Genomic DNA, 15,145 nt, shown 5'->3' with positions numbered 1-15,145 from the left:
TGAATCGCTATTTAGGGAGCCCATCTATCGATCCAATAAGTTCGATAATTTCGTTCTCAGAGAGTAAATGTGCGTCCACCGAGGTATATTCTCCATTTACATGCTCAGCGTTGGTGTAATTAACAGCCTCGTATCCAGGTGCGTCTATCTGAGGAAGGAGTACGAACATGTCCTCCAGTTCTCGAGCTGCCGAACACTCGTCGGCAGAGATTAGCTTCTCATGGACACGTTCGCCCGGCCGGGCACCGATTATGTCAATTTCAATACTTGAGACGCTATGACCGTATGTAGGCGCGTACTCCTCAACCATTGTTTCAGCGAGTGTTCCAATCTGGAGTGCTGGCATCTTCAAAACAAATACCTCCCCGCTCGTCATCCGCTCATGAGCATCAAGAACCAGTTCCGCTGCTTCGCTGATCGGCATAATGAACCGCGTCATCTCTGGATCAGTCACTGTTACCGGACCGCCAGATCGTATCTGTTCCATAAACAGTGGGACTACTGACCCACTGGAAGCTAGCACATTTCCGAATCGAACACACCCGAATCGGGTTTCGCGATCACCTTTATAGGTGTTTGCAGCGATAACGAGCCGTTCCGACAATAACTTTGTAGCTCCCATAACCGATGTCGGGTTTGATGCTTTATCGGTACTTACGGCGACAAACGATTCAACCTCTTCATCAAGAGCAACCTGAATAACGTTCTGGGTACCCTCAACGTTCGTCTGTACCGTCTCGAAGGGGTTATACTCATTTAATGTGACGTGTTTCAATGCGGCAGCATGAAAGACTACATCAATATTTTCCATCGCTAACTCCAGCCGATTTTTATCACGGATATCCCCTAGTAGGTATCGTACTGGGGCATCATCTCCAAGAGATTTCTGAAGTTTGAATAGTCCCTCTTCGTCTGTGTCAAGTACCCGGATTATTTCGGGATCCTCAGAGAGTACTTCATGCACAAGATGAGATCCGATGGATCCACACCCGCCAGTAACAAGAACCCGCTTTCCAGTGAGAGAGGTCATTGATATCTAGCTATACTAAAGGAGTAAAACAGTTTTCGGAGTATCGTTCTACAAGCTACTGGATTGCGTCCTTAACTGCATTAACGACTCTGGTAATTTCACAAGATGATAAATTTGGATGCATTGGTAAGCTGAGTACCTGTTGAGATGTTTCTTCGGTGACTGGTAGGTTGGGGATCGTCTCTTTCGATTCTTTGTAATACGAAGTCCCATGAACGGCAGGATCCCAATAAACCTTAGAGGAAATATTACGGTCAGCGAGGGTCTCTATTACGTTTGATCTATTGACTGTATTTCCAAGTTCAATTGTATATAGTTGATGAACATGTGTTGCTTCTCTCATTGGTGTGTGGGGATGCACCCCCTCAAGATTTTCGAATTTCTCAGTGTACTGAGATGCAACCCGTTGACGGCCAGTGATCAGGTCAGGAAGGCGATCCAGTTGTGAACATCCAATTGCCGCAGGCAAATCACCCATTCGAATATTCGTTCCTACATCGGCATACTGACCTGATGATGCACTCTCAAAGTAGTTCTCGGAGACACGACCATGAGACCGGTATAGACGGATACGTTGAGCGATATCATCGTCATCAGTAATCACCGCACCTCCTTCGCCGGTCGCGACAATCTTGTTTTGGCAGAAGCTCAGAACTCCTATATCACCAAATGTCCCCAGTTTCTGCCCACGGTATTCTGCACCGAGTGCTTCAGCAGCGTCCTCTAACAGGTAGAGGTTATGTTTGTCGGCGATTTCGCAGAGCTTGTCTATCCGACAGCTAGTTCCGTAACAGTGGACCGGAAGAATCGCTGCAGTTTTGTCGGTAATTTGTGACCGGACATGATCCGGGTCCAAGCCATAGGTGTCTGCTTCAATATCTGCAAACACCGGTTCAGCTCCAACAAGCCTGACGGCATTTGCCGTTGCGATGAATGTGAACGATGGCACAATCACTTCGTCGCCACGACCAATCTCGAGCGCCTTGAGGGCAGCTACGAGTGCTGTTGTTCCAGAGTTGACGACAAGCGCGTGCTTCACGTTAAGAACGTTCTCAAGATTAGATTCGAATTCAGAGACAAACGGACCCTTTGCCCAATAGCTACCGCGAGTTATCGACTCAATTGCATTTGATATGTCAGACTGATCCCAGTCAATTTTAAACAACGGAATTGGATTAGCTTCTAAGGTCATATCGTTATTAGATTGAGCACTATAATAGTGATTGGGATATAGATGAGTATCTCCGGGTTGGAATTTGAAGAACCCATATAATAAATCCAAAATCCCACATATGTTTTATTCTACCATCTGTATCGATTGTCATAATTATTTGCTCGTAGGGTGTTGCAAGAGACAGTGACTACCTCAACGGGTTTTCGATGGGAGAGTTACAAAATGCTCTTGACAAGGTCGGTAGAAAGAAGCCGACACAACGGCTCTGAGCCGCAATCTCTCACAAAGCGGTGTTTAGAAGACAGAACTAGCCAAGTGGTTCAGCGTAGAGCGACGGACGATCTATAGTTGGCTCAAGCGACTTGATACTAATGTGTCGCTTGAGCAGGCTGTTTCTGATCTTATCGATCTGGGAAAACTCAGAAAATTTAGAGAAAAGAACAAGAACAGTTCGAAGCAACTGTCCACGAACCACCTGAGAAGGTTGGGCTTGACGCGCCGGCATGGACGCCAGCCCTCGTCCAGCAGTATCTTGGCGAGACGTACGATGTCAAATATTCAATCCCAAGTTGCCAGCGGTTACTCAAAAAGTGGGATTGAGCTATCAAAAACCACGCCGTACAGCTGCCGAATCCGATGCCGACGAGCAAGAAACGTTCCGCAAAGGTTAAAATAGAAGGAAATGGACGCCACAGTAGTCTGTATTGACCAAACCAAGAAATCCGTCCAAGCCGAGTCGCGTGCCGCGTGGTTTTCCCGCAGGATGGGGTCGTCTGTCAAATTATCTGGTCAACGTGACTGGATGTGTCTCTTGGGTGTGATTACCCAAGATGGTTATCGCTTTTTCGTTTGATTCGAAGAGTATTATTTTTCTAATCCATACTATAGACGACACCTTTTGTACTGAGTGCCGATTCATCACTAAAGTTGGAGAAGGCTTGTGTTAGATCAGTCGGACACGTAAACCGACAATAGTCATTTATACCGTGTCTGGCTTGATCCAGACTATTTAACTTATTACTTTCCGTAGCACCCTAAGAGGGCCATCCAAAATCATGGATCAAAATGACTGGAAAGGATATATAGTAAATATCTTGTTTGTATTTCTATTGATTATTATATTATTACCTAGTACGGTAGTTGTTAATACAACAATAGGGAACGCATCATCTATAATTCTAACCTTTTTGTTCCTAATAATAATATATTCAATATATGGTGGAGTGGCTGTTGAGTATGTTAAGTCCATCGGAATTGCTTTTTTCATAATATTTCTTGTGTTGCTGTATCACATACATAATGGGCGTTACAACCTCGCGCACAATGCATTTTATCCAATCTATGGCGTTCTTTACCCAGTTATATTCATGTTTATCTTCCCCAATTACATAAATTACAGAGTGATATCAAAGGCTATCGCAGTGTTTTCGTCAGTGGTCGTAATCATTGGGTTGCCAGCACTCATAATCGGAACATATGATTTATTTTGGTTTCAAGTCCAGGCAGTTGAATATAGTTCTGTAACCCGGTTGAGATCAATCTTCGAAGGTAGTCAAAATTCACTAGGCAGGTTTTTAATGATTGGTTCAATATTCGCCTTCTCAGAGTATCATAACACAAGCAATACACTTTGGGGGGGAGTAGTAGCTATAAACATATTTGGGTTATATTTGACTGGTAGCAGAGGAAGTCTTGCTGCCTTTTCTATAGGTTTCTCTATTTACTTAATATACTATTTTTACAATAAGGAGATTTATAAGAAAGTGTATGCAATAGTTCTCTTTGGATACTCGTCAGCACTTCTTTTCTTTTTTGGACTAATACCTTGGCCAAATACAATCAAAAGCATTGATTTCAGTCATAGATTTGAGATATGGGATGCTACCCTGAACGCCTCTTCAAATAATATCATTTTAGGAAACGGATTAGTACCCCGGAGCGAATTGATAGCCCCATATCTTTATACACCAGAAATAATGGGGGTGAATCCACATAATGGGTATTTATCAATTTTACTGTATTCTGGTATAATTGGACTCATTTCATACCTCTCCATTATATACCAGGTTTTACTTCTGTCCATTGCTAGAGATGAGTCAAACGTCCTAATGATGTCTGTTTCCATCTCAATCCTAACCGAATCTTTTGTAGAAGATGTTATGATCATTGGAACCGGCTTCAGTACAATAATCTTATCTATGTGTTTTGGGTACTTGATTAAGGAGAGTGAAATTAGTAATAGAATAATCATCAAGCAGAAAACTACTGACTAACCGCCACCAGGTCCACCCTTGGAGATACTAAGTGAGCATATCAATTGAAGTGCCTCGATGGGGCGAGAGCCACGGTCGCAACAGCGACTCGCACGCTCTTACAAGTGTGCACGTGAACGTCTTCGTCAGCGAATTCCCCGTCGATGTGGGCGACGTATTCGCGGTCAAATGCGACGTCCCCATCGAATGGGACGTAGACACGAATTCACACTTAGATTGACAAAACTCGTGATTGGAGAACGTGTAGATTGAGAACAGCCACTTTCTGAGTGAGACTTTCGAATGATCGAAGATCATATCGGTCTTGCAATTAAATATATCACTAATCACGGCACTGGCTAGATGAGAGCTTGAGGAAAGAACAGGTGGTGGCGAGAAGTGTCCAATGCAACTCGCTAATCTGCTCAGAGAGACCTTAGACGTGGATTGTGATGAGGTTGGGAGAACGAGCGCACCCAAACACCCGTCAGGGTGTTCGGGGTACGACTGCATTCGATGGGATTGTCAGTTCGGGAGGTCGTTGCAGCCCTCGAATTATTCGATATTGACTGTTCTCACAGCGTAATTTGGAACTGGGCGCACAAATTATCAGAGGCTCAGAGCGACCCTCCGACGGCGCAGCCGTCGCGGGTCGCGGTCGACGAGAAACAGATCGAGGTCAACGGCGATAAAAATGGTTGTACGCTGCAATCGACACAGAATCGAAGCTACTGCCCGGGATCGACGTGTTCAGCCGTCGCGGGACTGGTCCCGCGGCGGCGTTCCTGCACCGACTCTCCGAGAAACACGAAACCGACGAGACAGAGTTTCTCGTCGATGCTAGCGGCTATCTGACTGCCCTCACGCACCATGAATTAAGCGGTCAGCTCGACTACAGCGGGCGAAACCACGTCGAAGAGTGGTTTCAGACTGTCTCAATGCGAATCGACCGTTTCACTCGTTCTGTCAGGGCAGTCTGGCCAGCACAAGACGCTGGCTTAAACGGTTCAGTCACCAATATAACCACGATCGACCGAATCAAGCGCTCAATGGCCGAACGCCAACTGAGGAGGTACTGAACTATAGTAACAACTAAAACTGTTTACACACCAATCGCACGGAAGGTGTTATGCCTACGGATACCGCTGATGTGGTGTCCTTATGTCTTTAATCTTATAGTGAAGGTCAAATGAAGCTTCCCTCCCCATTATCAATAATTTCCACATTGACATTTCTTCTTTTAGCTTCAGAAATAAAGTCTAGAGAAGCAGAACGCATTTTATCAAGTTCAGTTATTGCTGTTGATTCATCCACATTTTCTAATCGAGAAGTCCGTCCCCTCGGCCGAGTTTCTTGACGTTCAAGACATTGAATTGGGGGGGCATCCACAAAAATCAGTTTGTCAGGAATCGGGAGTCTGTCCATAATATCTTTCGCACCCCATTTATCAAGAACTAATAACCGAAGATGGAATTGATACAGTCCATCATCACATAGATAGATATCATCGTGGCCCAGTTTACATGAAAAGAACTCGAACTGAGCTGCTTCGCGGAATACAAAATCTAATACATTATGTTTGTCGTTGTAATTACGTATGATTTCTGCAGTCGTCTCAAGAACACCAGGATATTGAGTAGTGAATTTTTTACCATAATAATGCCCCATAATAGAAAAAAATATGTGGTTAATTTCATCTCTTTTTGGAATTCGTCTGAAAGGAGACCTAATTGGCGTCTTTGAATCTAATAAATCCATTAAGTTCCGATGGAAATTCTCCCTTTCTGATGTTTTCATTGCATATGTTGTTTTCCCAGCCCCAGACGGTCCAATTATTTCAATGGTGCGCATATAAGGCAGATAGACCTAATTGAGGAAGTAGCTATGGGTTTTCATGGAATATTAGAGGGACAATTGAAGACGCCCTTGTATAGCACTTTGTTGATTTCACAGCGTAGCTTTGACAGCGTGTTTGAGCGCTTTTCTCCCTGGTTTTCGCAGTAACTTTCCTCGAAGTTGGAACGTTCGGAGATACTGTGTGAGTTTATCTTTTGAGATGCCTCGATGAGGCGAGAGCCACGGTCGCAGCAGCGATCCGTGGCTCTCGCAGGTATTGACGTGAACGTCTTCGTCGGCTGATTTCGCGGCAATCACGTATCGCTCGCCGGTGCCGCGATCGACGATCGTGAACACCGGCGGTTTATCCTGGTCGTATGATCCTCGCCCACGCGTGGACAGGCCACGCGAGCGCGACTCTTGGTCGCGCTCGCGGCCTTTCAACTCTGCAGAAACGTAGACTTCGTCGATTTCGACGGGACCAACGAGGTTGAGCGAAGGCGCGTTGAGCGCCTTCGTGAAACGTTCGATGTGCTGGTAGATCGTTTTGTACTGGTCAATCTCTAGCTGAAGTTGGTGAAGACTCGTGTTAAACCGGAGAAACGCGTAAATCGAGAACAGCCACTTCCTGAGCGCGACTTTCGAATGGGCGAAGATCGTGCCGGTCTTGTCGTTGAACGTGCGGTCGCAATTCTTACAGAGATAGTGCTGAAAGTGGCCATAGCTGCCGTTCTTGACCGTCAGGTCAGAACGGCAGCGAGGGCAAGTAACACCGTTACGCCAGCGAACCTGCTTTAACAGGTCCGCTGCGACCGATTCCGACCCAAACACATCTAGCGGAATCATGCCTAACGGACACCGCTGACGCGGTGTCCTTGCTCTCTTCGATTCCACAGCGACAGCTGAGCAGTATCAACAATCTCCTACAGAAGAGCGAAAATGGAATTATAGGAGTTGGCAAAAACTAATGTATTGGAATCCAATTGTTATTCATTATGGGTAATAGCGTTCTGGAGAGTGTCTTCGGCTAAAAAGTAATTATAGCGTTCTGAACCGGAGTATCGATTAAGAAATTCCTCTTTCCCCATATACCCATACCTTTTATCACCTTCATATACATTGATCGGACTCTCGATTGACTGTTCTACTGTGTCTTTTATTTTGAGTGCTAACGATTCAATTTCACCACCAGAAAGGATATCCTTTAAGACTGATTGTATCTTGTCGGAATCTTCTACTGAAACACCTCTCCTTTCGTCTAGCCTATCTGTGTATGATTCTAGTAATTTCCGTTTATAGCGGTGTTCAACCGGTAGATGGGTGTAAAATTCCAAATATTCCCTATCAAGGAAAGGGTGCCAATAATCGTATCCAAAGTTGTTGTAAACTGACGAGTCACACATTAGATAATGCGGAATGCGGTGACTCCAGTACCAACTTTCACACTTTTGGATGGCAGTTGTTTGAGAAATTTTATTATCTTCTTCCAGCCAAGATGAAACTCTATCATGGAGTTCACCATTCGGAATTTGATTTGAATAGCGATCCGTTCCTGTATAATGACGTGAAAGAATGTCGAAGACCACTTCTTCAGAGTTTATTTCAGCCTTATTTAAAAAATTGGTAGGGATACGTTTTCCTGCTTCAGCAATTGTATGACCCTTAACGATGACGCCGCTGTCTGGTAACGTCTTATCGTTTTTTATTTTTTGCAAATAAGCAATGGTGTTTAATTCTGGCATTGGTGCTCGATGGCCTTCGACATGCTTTTCCACTGGTTCCCAGTGATTAGATTGGTAAATTCGGGTCAGATCATCATGAGATACCCTCAATTTTGTCCAATTGAACCCCAGTTCTTTTGAAATTCTTCCCGCATGGTTGAATTCGTCGTTCTGCTGATCCCCCGTAACTGCATACACATTGTCAGCCTCATGCTTATGTAACATATAAGCCAATAACCTGGAGTCGTATCCACCACTTAGAAAAAGTATAATTGGGGATTCATCAGCAAATGATATTAGGCGTTTTGTGATAATATCCAGCTTATTCTCTAATTCTTCTAACGCATTTTCGTTGTTTTTGATTTCACCCCCCACTTCGTATTTATAATGGCTTGATATTTTAACCTCGGTCGTATTACCTATCTGATTGAAGGCATGTATTTCCCCTGCTTGGGTTTTCTTGATCTTTGGGTGCAGGGTGTCATTCTGGGAAATATAACCCGATTTTAACAACTCCTTTTTAACTCCTGATGGAGGTTCTTCATTCTCCAAGTTATGTTGTAATTTCTTATACTCATCAGAAATATGTAGCCTATTTCCAAAATTTGTGTAAAAAATTTGCCGGCTCCCGGCTTGATCAACGGTTAACATCAACTCGTTACTTGACTCTATAATAGTCGCAAAAAAGCCAGTTGAATTCCCCACTATCTTTTTGAGGTCATCTGATGTCTGCACACCCCCAAATAACTCACACGCATCTACCCCAGATATGATATCACCGTTATAAACTATTGTTCCACTGAATGAGACCCCATTTTTTTGGGTCCAATCATTATGGTTAGAAATATGAACATCAGGCAAACGATCTTCCATACCTGCCTTTTAACAGACCAATCAATAAAAGAATTGTTTCCAGTAGAGCGTTGGTGCCATTTAATTACCCCATACAAGTTGAAATAATGGCCGGGGTGGTTTAAAGGTCAATCTTCAGACGGATACTATGGCAGTGGAACTGCAAGAAAATCATCGAATTAACGACGTGCTGCATATCAGCATACACGAATTTGTGCTCTCATGATCTTAATCTTCCAAGCTTAGAAAACTGTCTGAATGAGTGTTGAGGGATAAGAACGCGGTGGTGAGGAGTTCCCATCAACTCGTCAACTTTCTCAGGGAGGCACTGTCTAGTTTAGAACCTCGGTTGGTGTTTGTCTGCTGAGGGTCTCATCAACTGCGACCCGCGATGGCTTTGCCATCGGTGGGTCCGGAACGCTATCAGCCAACCAATGTACCCAGTGACAGATTGCTTGATGAGAGCGTTCGACCGCCGACCAAGCGAAGAATTACTTGTATCTCTCAAAGCGAACACCCAATGGGCGTCGCCGTCCGTTCACTCTCCCAAGCTTCATCAAATTCCGCCGCGTAGGACTCGCTGAGCAGGTCTACAAGTGACATAGCCAAATTAGCTCTACGACCCATGCTCGCTTCTCAGACTAGGCTACTAAACAGTGCCGGGTGCCAACTTTATTCAATAGGATTAGCAGTTTGAGAGGGCATCGCAGTGCTTGAGAAACAGATTGAAATCGAAGTTGCTGCTTGAAGTTGATATCTTCAGCCACCACGTGATCGACTCCCCAACGGTGTGCACTGACTCCCTAGGAAACACGGTATCGACGAGGCAAAGCTTGGGCAGTTAGATAGTCGCCAATCTCTATGAAAAGACCTCCACGAGTTGATCGATTGTCTTGACTGTAACGCACGAAACGCCATCAAAAATTGTCCCAGACTATCCCGATATAAGTCCGCACTTTCACTACTGTTGGCGGAGCAACCCAGCCAACGCACGCCGCTGGCTCAAATGTTTCAGACAACACTACAACCATAAGCAACCGAATCAGGCATTGAAAGGACGAACGCCAGCTGAGAGGTCGCTGAACTGAACAGTACCATCATTCCTGATTGTAGCGGTACTAATAAATAGCCAACTCACAAATGATTGCTTATCCTAGCTGAGAATGCACGCAGAATTCTCGTCCCTAAAGGGCTTGTTAAGTCACTGTGATAAACTTATCGCCACTAGAGATATTGATTTTATTGCTAGCGGCAGAATGCCGTTGAATGCCCTATCAATTGATGCCGAATTGAGTTCCCGCAGAGAATACAACAATGGAATAATTGTCCTAAGGGACAAAGGTGGAGAATTCTTGATTGGAGAAGATGATTTTCAAGCAACAAAAGACTGTAATGTTGAGATGGTTAAATATACGCAAAATGGCGGTGGGAACAAAGACCAAAGCAAATTTGGGTTCAAGTGGCCATCTATTACACAAATAGCTAAGCCAATAGCGGCCGCTGGTTGTGCACTACGGAGAGACCAGGACCGATATCCAATTGACATAATATCGACCGGGGATTGGTACAAAGCATTCATGCCATTGTTTTTCATATCCAAAAACAAAAAATACTCTCCACAATTTATATCCTTGAATACCATTTTAAAATATGATGACAGATCCAGAACCTCAAAGACAAAAGTAGAGCATTATCTATCTCCGAGTCTAAGAATAACTAAGAAAGACCTATATAAATGGGAGAGTGGGAATATTTTAATAGACGAAGACGTAGCAAAGACCCATCAAGAATATCTGTCAACTGACATATCGTATGACCCAGACACTATAGTTATGTTAACACAACCCTTCTCGGAAACAGGACAAATAACACAAGAAGAAGAGTACAGAATAGTCTCAGACCTAATTAGTGAATTGGGTGACCTTGGGTATCAGATCCTATTGAAGCCACATCCACGCGAACATGCTAATAAGTATAAAAATCTAATTGGACGGAATGACGTGGAAATTCTTGGAAACGAAAAAGGAGAACCGATAGAAAGACAAATTGCGAAATATGATGCTCATGCAGTTATTGGATATAACAGTACAGCACTATTAACAATAAGTGCATTTTATGATTTGGATGTCTATACTGCTGAGCCATTCTTGCGAAATAAGACAACCTATGAATCAGACATTCGCTTTTCAGAGGTTACGGAAGGTCTATTAATTGAGTATACTTCTGGCAAATCCATATAGATGGGTGTCAAAACTGATGTTTTGCCAATTGTTCGGTGTTGTGATGAGGTTTTTTATTGATGGACCAATTAATTTGAGTAGAGCATGAAGTTGCTTCTCTTAGTCGACTGGTCGTATCCCTGTGATCACCAATTTCTCACTGAAGTCTATGCTAAGAATTTTATTGATAAGGGGCACGAGCTGACTTGGGTCATGCGACCGCAGGACCCCAACCACCAAACAATAGAGTATAAGAATTGGAACGATTCTGAGGTATACATACTACCCTCTTCAGCCTATAATCCTGGCCGAGATGCTGCACGATTCTTCACTGGTCGAATTCAATCTAATCCACTATTCAAGACCGATATCGATTTTACTAAGTTTGATCTTGTCCATGTTCGAAACGACCTCTCAATGGGGTTAGCCGCATGTTATCTAGCTAATGAGTTTGAGTTACCGTATGTCCACCAGATTTCTCATTTGAAAGCAAACTCACTTATTGAAGAGGCGAAGCAAGGGTTTAATGGCCGCACTTCTTGGATTAAGGGGCATCTAGGTAAAAAATTACGCCGGTACGTAGCTAACTCCTCAGATATGGTTCTACCAATTAGCGACGCCATGAAACGATATTTGCAAAATAATAGTTACACCACCCCAATGCAAACTCTCCCGACTGGGGCTGAAGTTGTGGGAGATATACCTACTGAGAATATTTTACGAGAGAAATATGGAATCGATGAGGAATACGTATTGTTATATATGGGATCTATGTCCCCGTCTCGAAAATTAGAGTTTCTGTTTGATGTGTTAAATGTGCTTGAAATAGACTATGATGTTAATCTTGTAATGGTCGGGGGAAGATTAAAATCGAATCGAGAACGCCTGAAGCAGGCAGCAAACAAAAAAGGTGTCTCTGATATTGTCAAATTCACAGGTTGGGTTTCGGACCGGGTTCAGATCCAGAGCGCGATCGCAACAGCTGATGTGGGCCTTTCACCACTACCCACAGATAGTGTTCTTAGCACTAATGCACCAATAAAGACACTTGAATATATGAGCCTTGGAACACCCGTTGTGGCGTCAACTACCCCAGATCAACAAGATGTATTAAAAACATCGAGGGCGGGACTTGCCGTTGACTACAAAGTAAAATCATTTGTTGATGCAATTGATGAACTGTTGTCCAGCGAAGAGAGAAGAAATAGAATGGGGAAGAGAGGAAGAGATTACATTAGAAATAATAGGAACTTTGGAGTACTATCAGACCTGGTAGAAGACATATATAATCAAGTGATAAGGGAGAATAAAAATGAGTAATCCATATTGTTATTAATTATATTCCACCACACATAACTAATAGATGATTGTTATATAAACATCTTGTCTAAAATAGTGTGGTGTCTCATTTACGCATACCATTGACATTCCTATTTTATTGATTTAGTAGTGTCATCGTCATTAGTACCAACCACAAGTAGTATGTGACCATAGCCTGTCTAACCGCGTAATGGAAGACGAAAACGGCTTTGAATATTCTTCAGAAATGAAAGAGTATTATAAGTCAGACAATGTGGCCACGAAATACCACGAAGCGTTTTCTGACGATGGAAGTTGGCGACACAAGTTGATAGCGAAGCGTGAACGAAATGCGATTGAAACGCTACTCAGAAAGGTCCCACACGAGACCGTACTAGATATTCCGACAGGGACTGGAAAACTCGCGCCTGTATTTGCGGACGCTGGTTCTGACGTACTAGCCTGCGATATCTCCGAGAATATGCTTCAAATAGCCGAGACAGAATACGAACGGGCTGGAATATCGGATGCCCGTTTTCAAGTCTGTGATGCAGAGGAGATCACCGAAACGATAGACGAATCGTTCGATGTTGCGGTCTCATTACGACTGCTGCACCGAGTTCCGACAGAGGTGAAGCGAAACATCCTAACCGAACTCGGGAGGGTTGCCGATTACGTGATCGCATCAACCGCCATTGAAACCCAGTTCCACTCCTTCCGCCGTGACGTAAGACAGTCCGTCCTCGGCGGCGACGAACGAGATCATTGCTATGAGTCGCCAGAAACAACTCAAGAAATTTTCTCTGATGGGTTTGAGATCATCTCGTCGAAAAGGGTGCTTCCGGTCTTATCCCAAGAACGTGTCTATCTTTTGCAGCCAGTCGAATAATGACGACGGTCGTCGAATTTGTCGGACTGCCAGGAACCGGTAAGACAACGCTCTCTCGGGGAGTCGCTAAGAAACTCACGACTCGAGGAGTTCACGTTACCGAACCGACGTATGAACTGGAAACGCGCTCAACAGTTCGTCGGGTTGCGTTGAAATCACGAACCGCAGCGGTCGGATTTGGACGCTATCCTTCGGCTGGACTTTCGGCATCACGAGCTGTATTCAATACCGATCAGCAATCGCTCACCGACTACATCCGCGTACTGTTCAATCTGCTGTATATCACCGGGACCATAACCAAACGCAGATCAGCCGGTGGTGCATGCCTTCTCGATCAAGGAGTCTATCAGGGGATCTGGTCCGCTGGATTTCGCTCACATCACAAGTGGGCAAAGATTCTCGATCGATTCGACAATATACTTCAACGGCTAAGTCCCGACCTCATTGTATTCCTTGAAGTTGATGAAGCAACGATCGCTGACCGACTCCGCAAGCGTAGCGATGGCGACACACGTTTCGAGCCAGGGACAGAAACCTTTGATCGAGGACGCGCTGGTTACGAACGACTCAAAGCACATGTACAAACGGGTAGAGATGGCCCTCGATCAATTGTTCTCAAAAACAAAACTAGAGAAGCGCTTCAGCAGAACACAACTCTCGTTGCAGACGAGATTCAACGCATAGATAGTTAACTACAGCCTCAATGATGGTTCCAGGGAGTTGGAAAATTACTCAATAAACAGAAACAGTCCTAGTCTGTCTCTTCGACCAGTTGGTTCAATGCTGCTGTTGTCTCTGTAACAGTACGTTCCCAACTGAATTGCTCGTGAAGCTGTGGGTTCGTCTTTGACTCCAGGATCGCACGAACCTGTTCACTGAACGCATTCGCATCCTCCTGCGGAGCGTATGCAACGTCATCGCCGAAGGCAGCCCGCACCTGCGGCAGATCTGAACTCACTACTGGGACTTCCGCTGCGAGCGCTTCCATGATCGTTCGCGGAACACCCTCTGCCCGACTCGTGAGGGTGAGCAGATCTGCGGCTCGGTATATCTCGGGCATCTCGTCGTACGGAACCGAACCCAGGAATTCGGCTTCTGATCCGCCGTTTGCCTCAAGCTTCGATCGAAGCGGTCCGTCCCCACAGAAGTAGAGGTTGATATCGTAGTCGTCCGAAAGTCGGTTGACAGCGTCGAGAACCCTCTCTGGACGCTTCCCTTCCACCAACCGCCCGACAAACAACACCACGGGCCCCTCTGCATCAATCAACTCGCTCTCCGGACCATCGGGCGTGAACCGCTCGGTATCGATCCCGTTCGAAACCACATCAATCCGACTCGAGACACCAAATTCGCGAACCCGCTCCTTATCGGTCTCCGTGTAACAGAACACCACGTCCGCCTGATTGAACGTCCACCGACCGAGTGTCCGGAGATACAGGTCGAAGGCCCACTCTGGTGCGTTCTGCGAGTACAGTCCGTGATTCGTAATCGCAAGCGGAATATCGCCCAGAAACCGCTTCATCGCAGCCAGGTTCGTCGAGAAGTACAGATGCGAGTGCGCGTGCATCACATCGAACGCCTCTGCCTGGGAGAGATACTGTGCAATCCCGTGGCTGATATCGTTCCCCAGCAAGTTTACCGTGGGATCGTACCGAACCACTGTATACCCGTCTCGTTCCTCGATGTGGGGCAGGTCGGGATCCATTCGAACCGTGACGACCGTCACGTCGTGTCCCATCGCGGCCTGGTCTCGACTCATCGCGTGGACGTGATACGGTCCACCGCCTTTCGCATCGGGATAGATCTTCTGTGCGACCCGTAGAATCCGCATTGGTACTCGCATACTCGAGTTGCCTGTTATGTTATTCGGTTC

Annotated in this window: 11 protein-coding genes and 5 pseudogenes; 8 read left to right on the top strand and 8 right to left on the bottom strand. The window is 45.2% G+C overall.

Going from position 1 to position 15,145, the window contains the following annotated elements:
• Positions 1 to 7: 7 nt before the first annotated feature.
• On the bottom strand, positions 8 to 1,030 hold the full coding sequence (locus tag NMAG_RS00700; protein ID WP_012996314.1) for an SDR family NAD(P)-dependent oxidoreductase: 1,023 nt from the start codon (positions 1,028 to 1,030) through the stop codon (positions 8 to 10).
• 55 nt (positions 1,031 to 1,085) lie between these two features.
• On the bottom strand, positions 1,086 to 2,222 hold the full coding sequence (locus tag NMAG_RS20715; RefSeq protein ID WP_004213533.1) for a DegT/DnrJ/EryC1/StrS family aminotransferase: 1,137 nt from the start codon (positions 2,220 to 2,222) through the stop codon (positions 1,086 to 1,088).
• Between the two features lie 188 nt (positions 2,223 to 2,410).
• Here NMAG_RS20715 and NMAG_RS20710 point away from each other — a divergent pair.
• Both NMAG_RS20710 and NMAG_RS20705 read left to right on the top strand, forming a co-directional pair.
• Positions 2,411 to 3,051: pseudogene (locus tag NMAG_RS20710) on the top strand (IS630 family transposase); the annotation flags it as partial.
• A 208-nt stretch (positions 3,052 to 3,259) separates the two neighbouring features.
• A complete protein-coding gene (locus NMAG_RS20705; protein WP_012996313.1) occupies positions 3,260 to 4,477 on the top strand; it encodes an O-antigen ligase family protein in 1,218 nt (405 codons plus the stop codon).
• 30 nt (positions 4,478 to 4,507) lie between these two features.
• Here NMAG_RS20705 and NMAG_RS20700 read toward each other — a convergent pair.
• Positions 4,508 to 4,679, bottom strand: a pseudogene (locus tag NMAG_RS20700) (IS1595 family transposase); the annotation flags it as partial.
• A gap of 183 nt (positions 4,680 to 4,862) precedes the next feature.
• Here NMAG_RS20700 and NMAG_RS20695 point away from each other — a divergent pair.
• A pseudogene (locus tag NMAG_RS20695) lies at positions 4,863 to 5,552 on the top strand (IS6 family transposase).
• A gap of 89 nt (positions 5,553 to 5,641) precedes the next feature.
• On the opposite strand, the gene NMAG_RS20690 reads toward NMAG_RS20695, so the two are convergent.
• The 4 genes and pseudogenes from NMAG_RS20690 to NMAG_RS00675 all read right to left on the bottom strand — a co-directional run.
• A complete protein-coding gene (locus NMAG_RS20690) occupies positions 5,642 to 6,307 on the bottom strand; it encodes a hypothetical protein (RefSeq protein ID WP_004213528.1) in 666 nt (221 codons plus the stop codon).
• A 96-nt stretch (positions 6,308 to 6,403) separates the two neighbouring features.
• Complete coding sequence (locus NMAG_RS00685; RefSeq protein WP_012996312.1) at positions 6,404 to 7,138, bottom strand: IS1/IS1595 family N-terminal zinc-binding domain-containing protein; 735 nt, start codon at positions 7,136 to 7,138, stop codon at positions 6,404 to 6,406.
• 140 nt (positions 7,139 to 7,278) lie between these two features.
• Positions 7,279 to 8,886, bottom strand: coding sequence for an asparagine synthase C-terminal domain-containing protein (locus NMAG_RS00680; RefSeq protein WP_004213525.1), 1,608 nt, complete (start codon positions 8,884 to 8,886; stop codon positions 7,279 to 7,281).
• Between the two features lie 347 nt (positions 8,887 to 9,233).
• Positions 9,234 to 9,468, bottom strand: a pseudogene (locus tag NMAG_RS00675) (IS6 family transposase); the annotation flags it as partial.
• Between the two features lie 353 nt (positions 9,469 to 9,821).
• Between NMAG_RS00675 and NMAG_RS22340 the strand changes: the two are divergent.
• The 5 genes and pseudogenes from NMAG_RS22340 to NMAG_RS20685 all read left to right on the top strand — a co-directional run.
• Positions 9,822 to 9,953: pseudogene (locus NMAG_RS22340) on the top strand (IS6 family transposase); the annotation flags it as partial.
• Between the two features lie 75 nt (positions 9,954 to 10,028).
• Positions 10,029 to 11,105: a polysialyltransferase family glycosyltransferase gene (locus NMAG_RS00670; RefSeq protein WP_004213523.1), complete on the top strand. Its 1,077-nt coding sequence runs from the start codon at positions 10,029 to 10,031 to the stop codon at positions 11,103 to 11,105.
• A gap of 84 nt (positions 11,106 to 11,189) precedes the next feature.
• Entirely contained in the window at positions 11,190 to 12,404 is a 1,215-nt protein-coding gene (locus tag NMAG_RS00665) for a glycosyltransferase family 4 protein (RefSeq protein ID WP_004213521.1), read from the top strand.
• Positions 12,405 to 12,594: 190 nt separating this feature from the next.
• A complete protein-coding gene (locus tag NMAG_RS00660) occupies positions 12,595 to 13,272 on the top strand; it encodes a class I SAM-dependent methyltransferase (RefSeq protein WP_004213517.1) in 678 nt (225 codons plus the stop codon).
• Positions 13,272 to 13,964, top strand: coding sequence for an AAA family ATPase (locus NMAG_RS20685; protein ID WP_004213516.1), 693 nt, complete (start codon positions 13,272 to 13,274; stop codon positions 13,962 to 13,964). The genes NMAG_RS00660 and NMAG_RS20685 overlap by 1 nt, the downstream gene beginning before the upstream one ends.
• 59 nt (positions 13,965 to 14,023) lie before the next feature.
• Here the strand turns inward: NMAG_RS20685 and NMAG_RS00650 are convergent, their stop codons facing one another.
• Positions 14,024 to 15,103 carry a glycosyltransferase family 4 protein gene (locus tag NMAG_RS00650; protein WP_004213514.1) on the bottom strand — a complete coding sequence of 360 codons (1,080 nt, stop codon included), beginning with the start codon at positions 15,101 to 15,103 and terminating at the stop codon, positions 14,024 to 14,026.
• Positions 15,104 to 15,145: the final 42 nt, after the last annotated feature.

The sequence above is a fragment of the Natrialba magadii ATCC 43099 genome (assembly GCF_000025625.1).
GTDB lineage: Archaea > Halobacteriota > Halobacteria > Halobacteriales > Natrialbaceae > Natrialba > Natrialba magadii.
The sequence above is the reverse complement of the archived record's forward strand: the minus strand, read 5'-3'. Positions and strand labels throughout refer to the sequence as shown.

Excerpts from the sequence above, each read along its gene's own strand:
- NMAG_RS00700 (WP_012996314.1), bottom strand. The coding sequence starts at position 1,030 with ATGACCTCTCTCACTGGAAAGCGGGTTCTTGTTACTGGCGGGTGTGGA.
- NMAG_RS20715 (WP_004213533.1), bottom strand. The coding sequence starts at position 2,222 with ATGACCTTAGAAGCTAATCCAATTCCGTTGTTTAAAATTGACTGGGAT.
- NMAG_RS20705 (WP_012996313.1), top strand. The coding sequence starts at position 3,260 with ATGGATCAAAATGACTGGAAAGGATATATAGTAAATATCTTGTTTGTA.
- NMAG_RS20690 (WP_004213528.1), bottom strand. The coding sequence starts at position 6,307 with ATGCGCACCATTGAAATAATTGGACCGTCTGGGGCTGGGAAAACAACA.
- NMAG_RS00685 (WP_012996312.1), bottom strand. The coding sequence starts at position 7,138 with ATGATTCCGCTAGATGTGTTTGGGTCGGAATCGGTCGCAGCGGACCTG.
- NMAG_RS00680 (WP_004213525.1), bottom strand. The coding sequence starts at position 8,886 with ATGGAAGATCGTTTGCCTGATGTTCATATTTCTAACCATAATGATTGG.
- NMAG_RS00670 (WP_004213523.1), top strand. The coding sequence starts at position 10,029 with ATGCACGCAGAATTCTCGTCCCTAAAGGGCTTGTTAAGTCACTGTGAT.
- NMAG_RS00665 (WP_004213521.1), top strand. The coding sequence starts at position 11,190 with ATGAAGTTGCTTCTCTTAGTCGACTGGTCGTATCCCTGTGATCACCAA.
- NMAG_RS00660 (WP_004213517.1), top strand. The coding sequence starts at position 12,595 with ATGGAAGACGAAAACGGCTTTGAATATTCTTCAGAAATGAAAGAGTAT.
- NMAG_RS20685 (WP_004213516.1), top strand. The coding sequence starts at position 13,272 with ATGACGACGGTCGTCGAATTTGTCGGACTGCCAGGAACCGGTAAGACA.
- NMAG_RS00650 (WP_004213514.1), bottom strand. The coding sequence starts at position 15,103 with ATGCGGATTCTACGGGTCGCACAGAAGATCTATCCCGATGCGAAAGGC.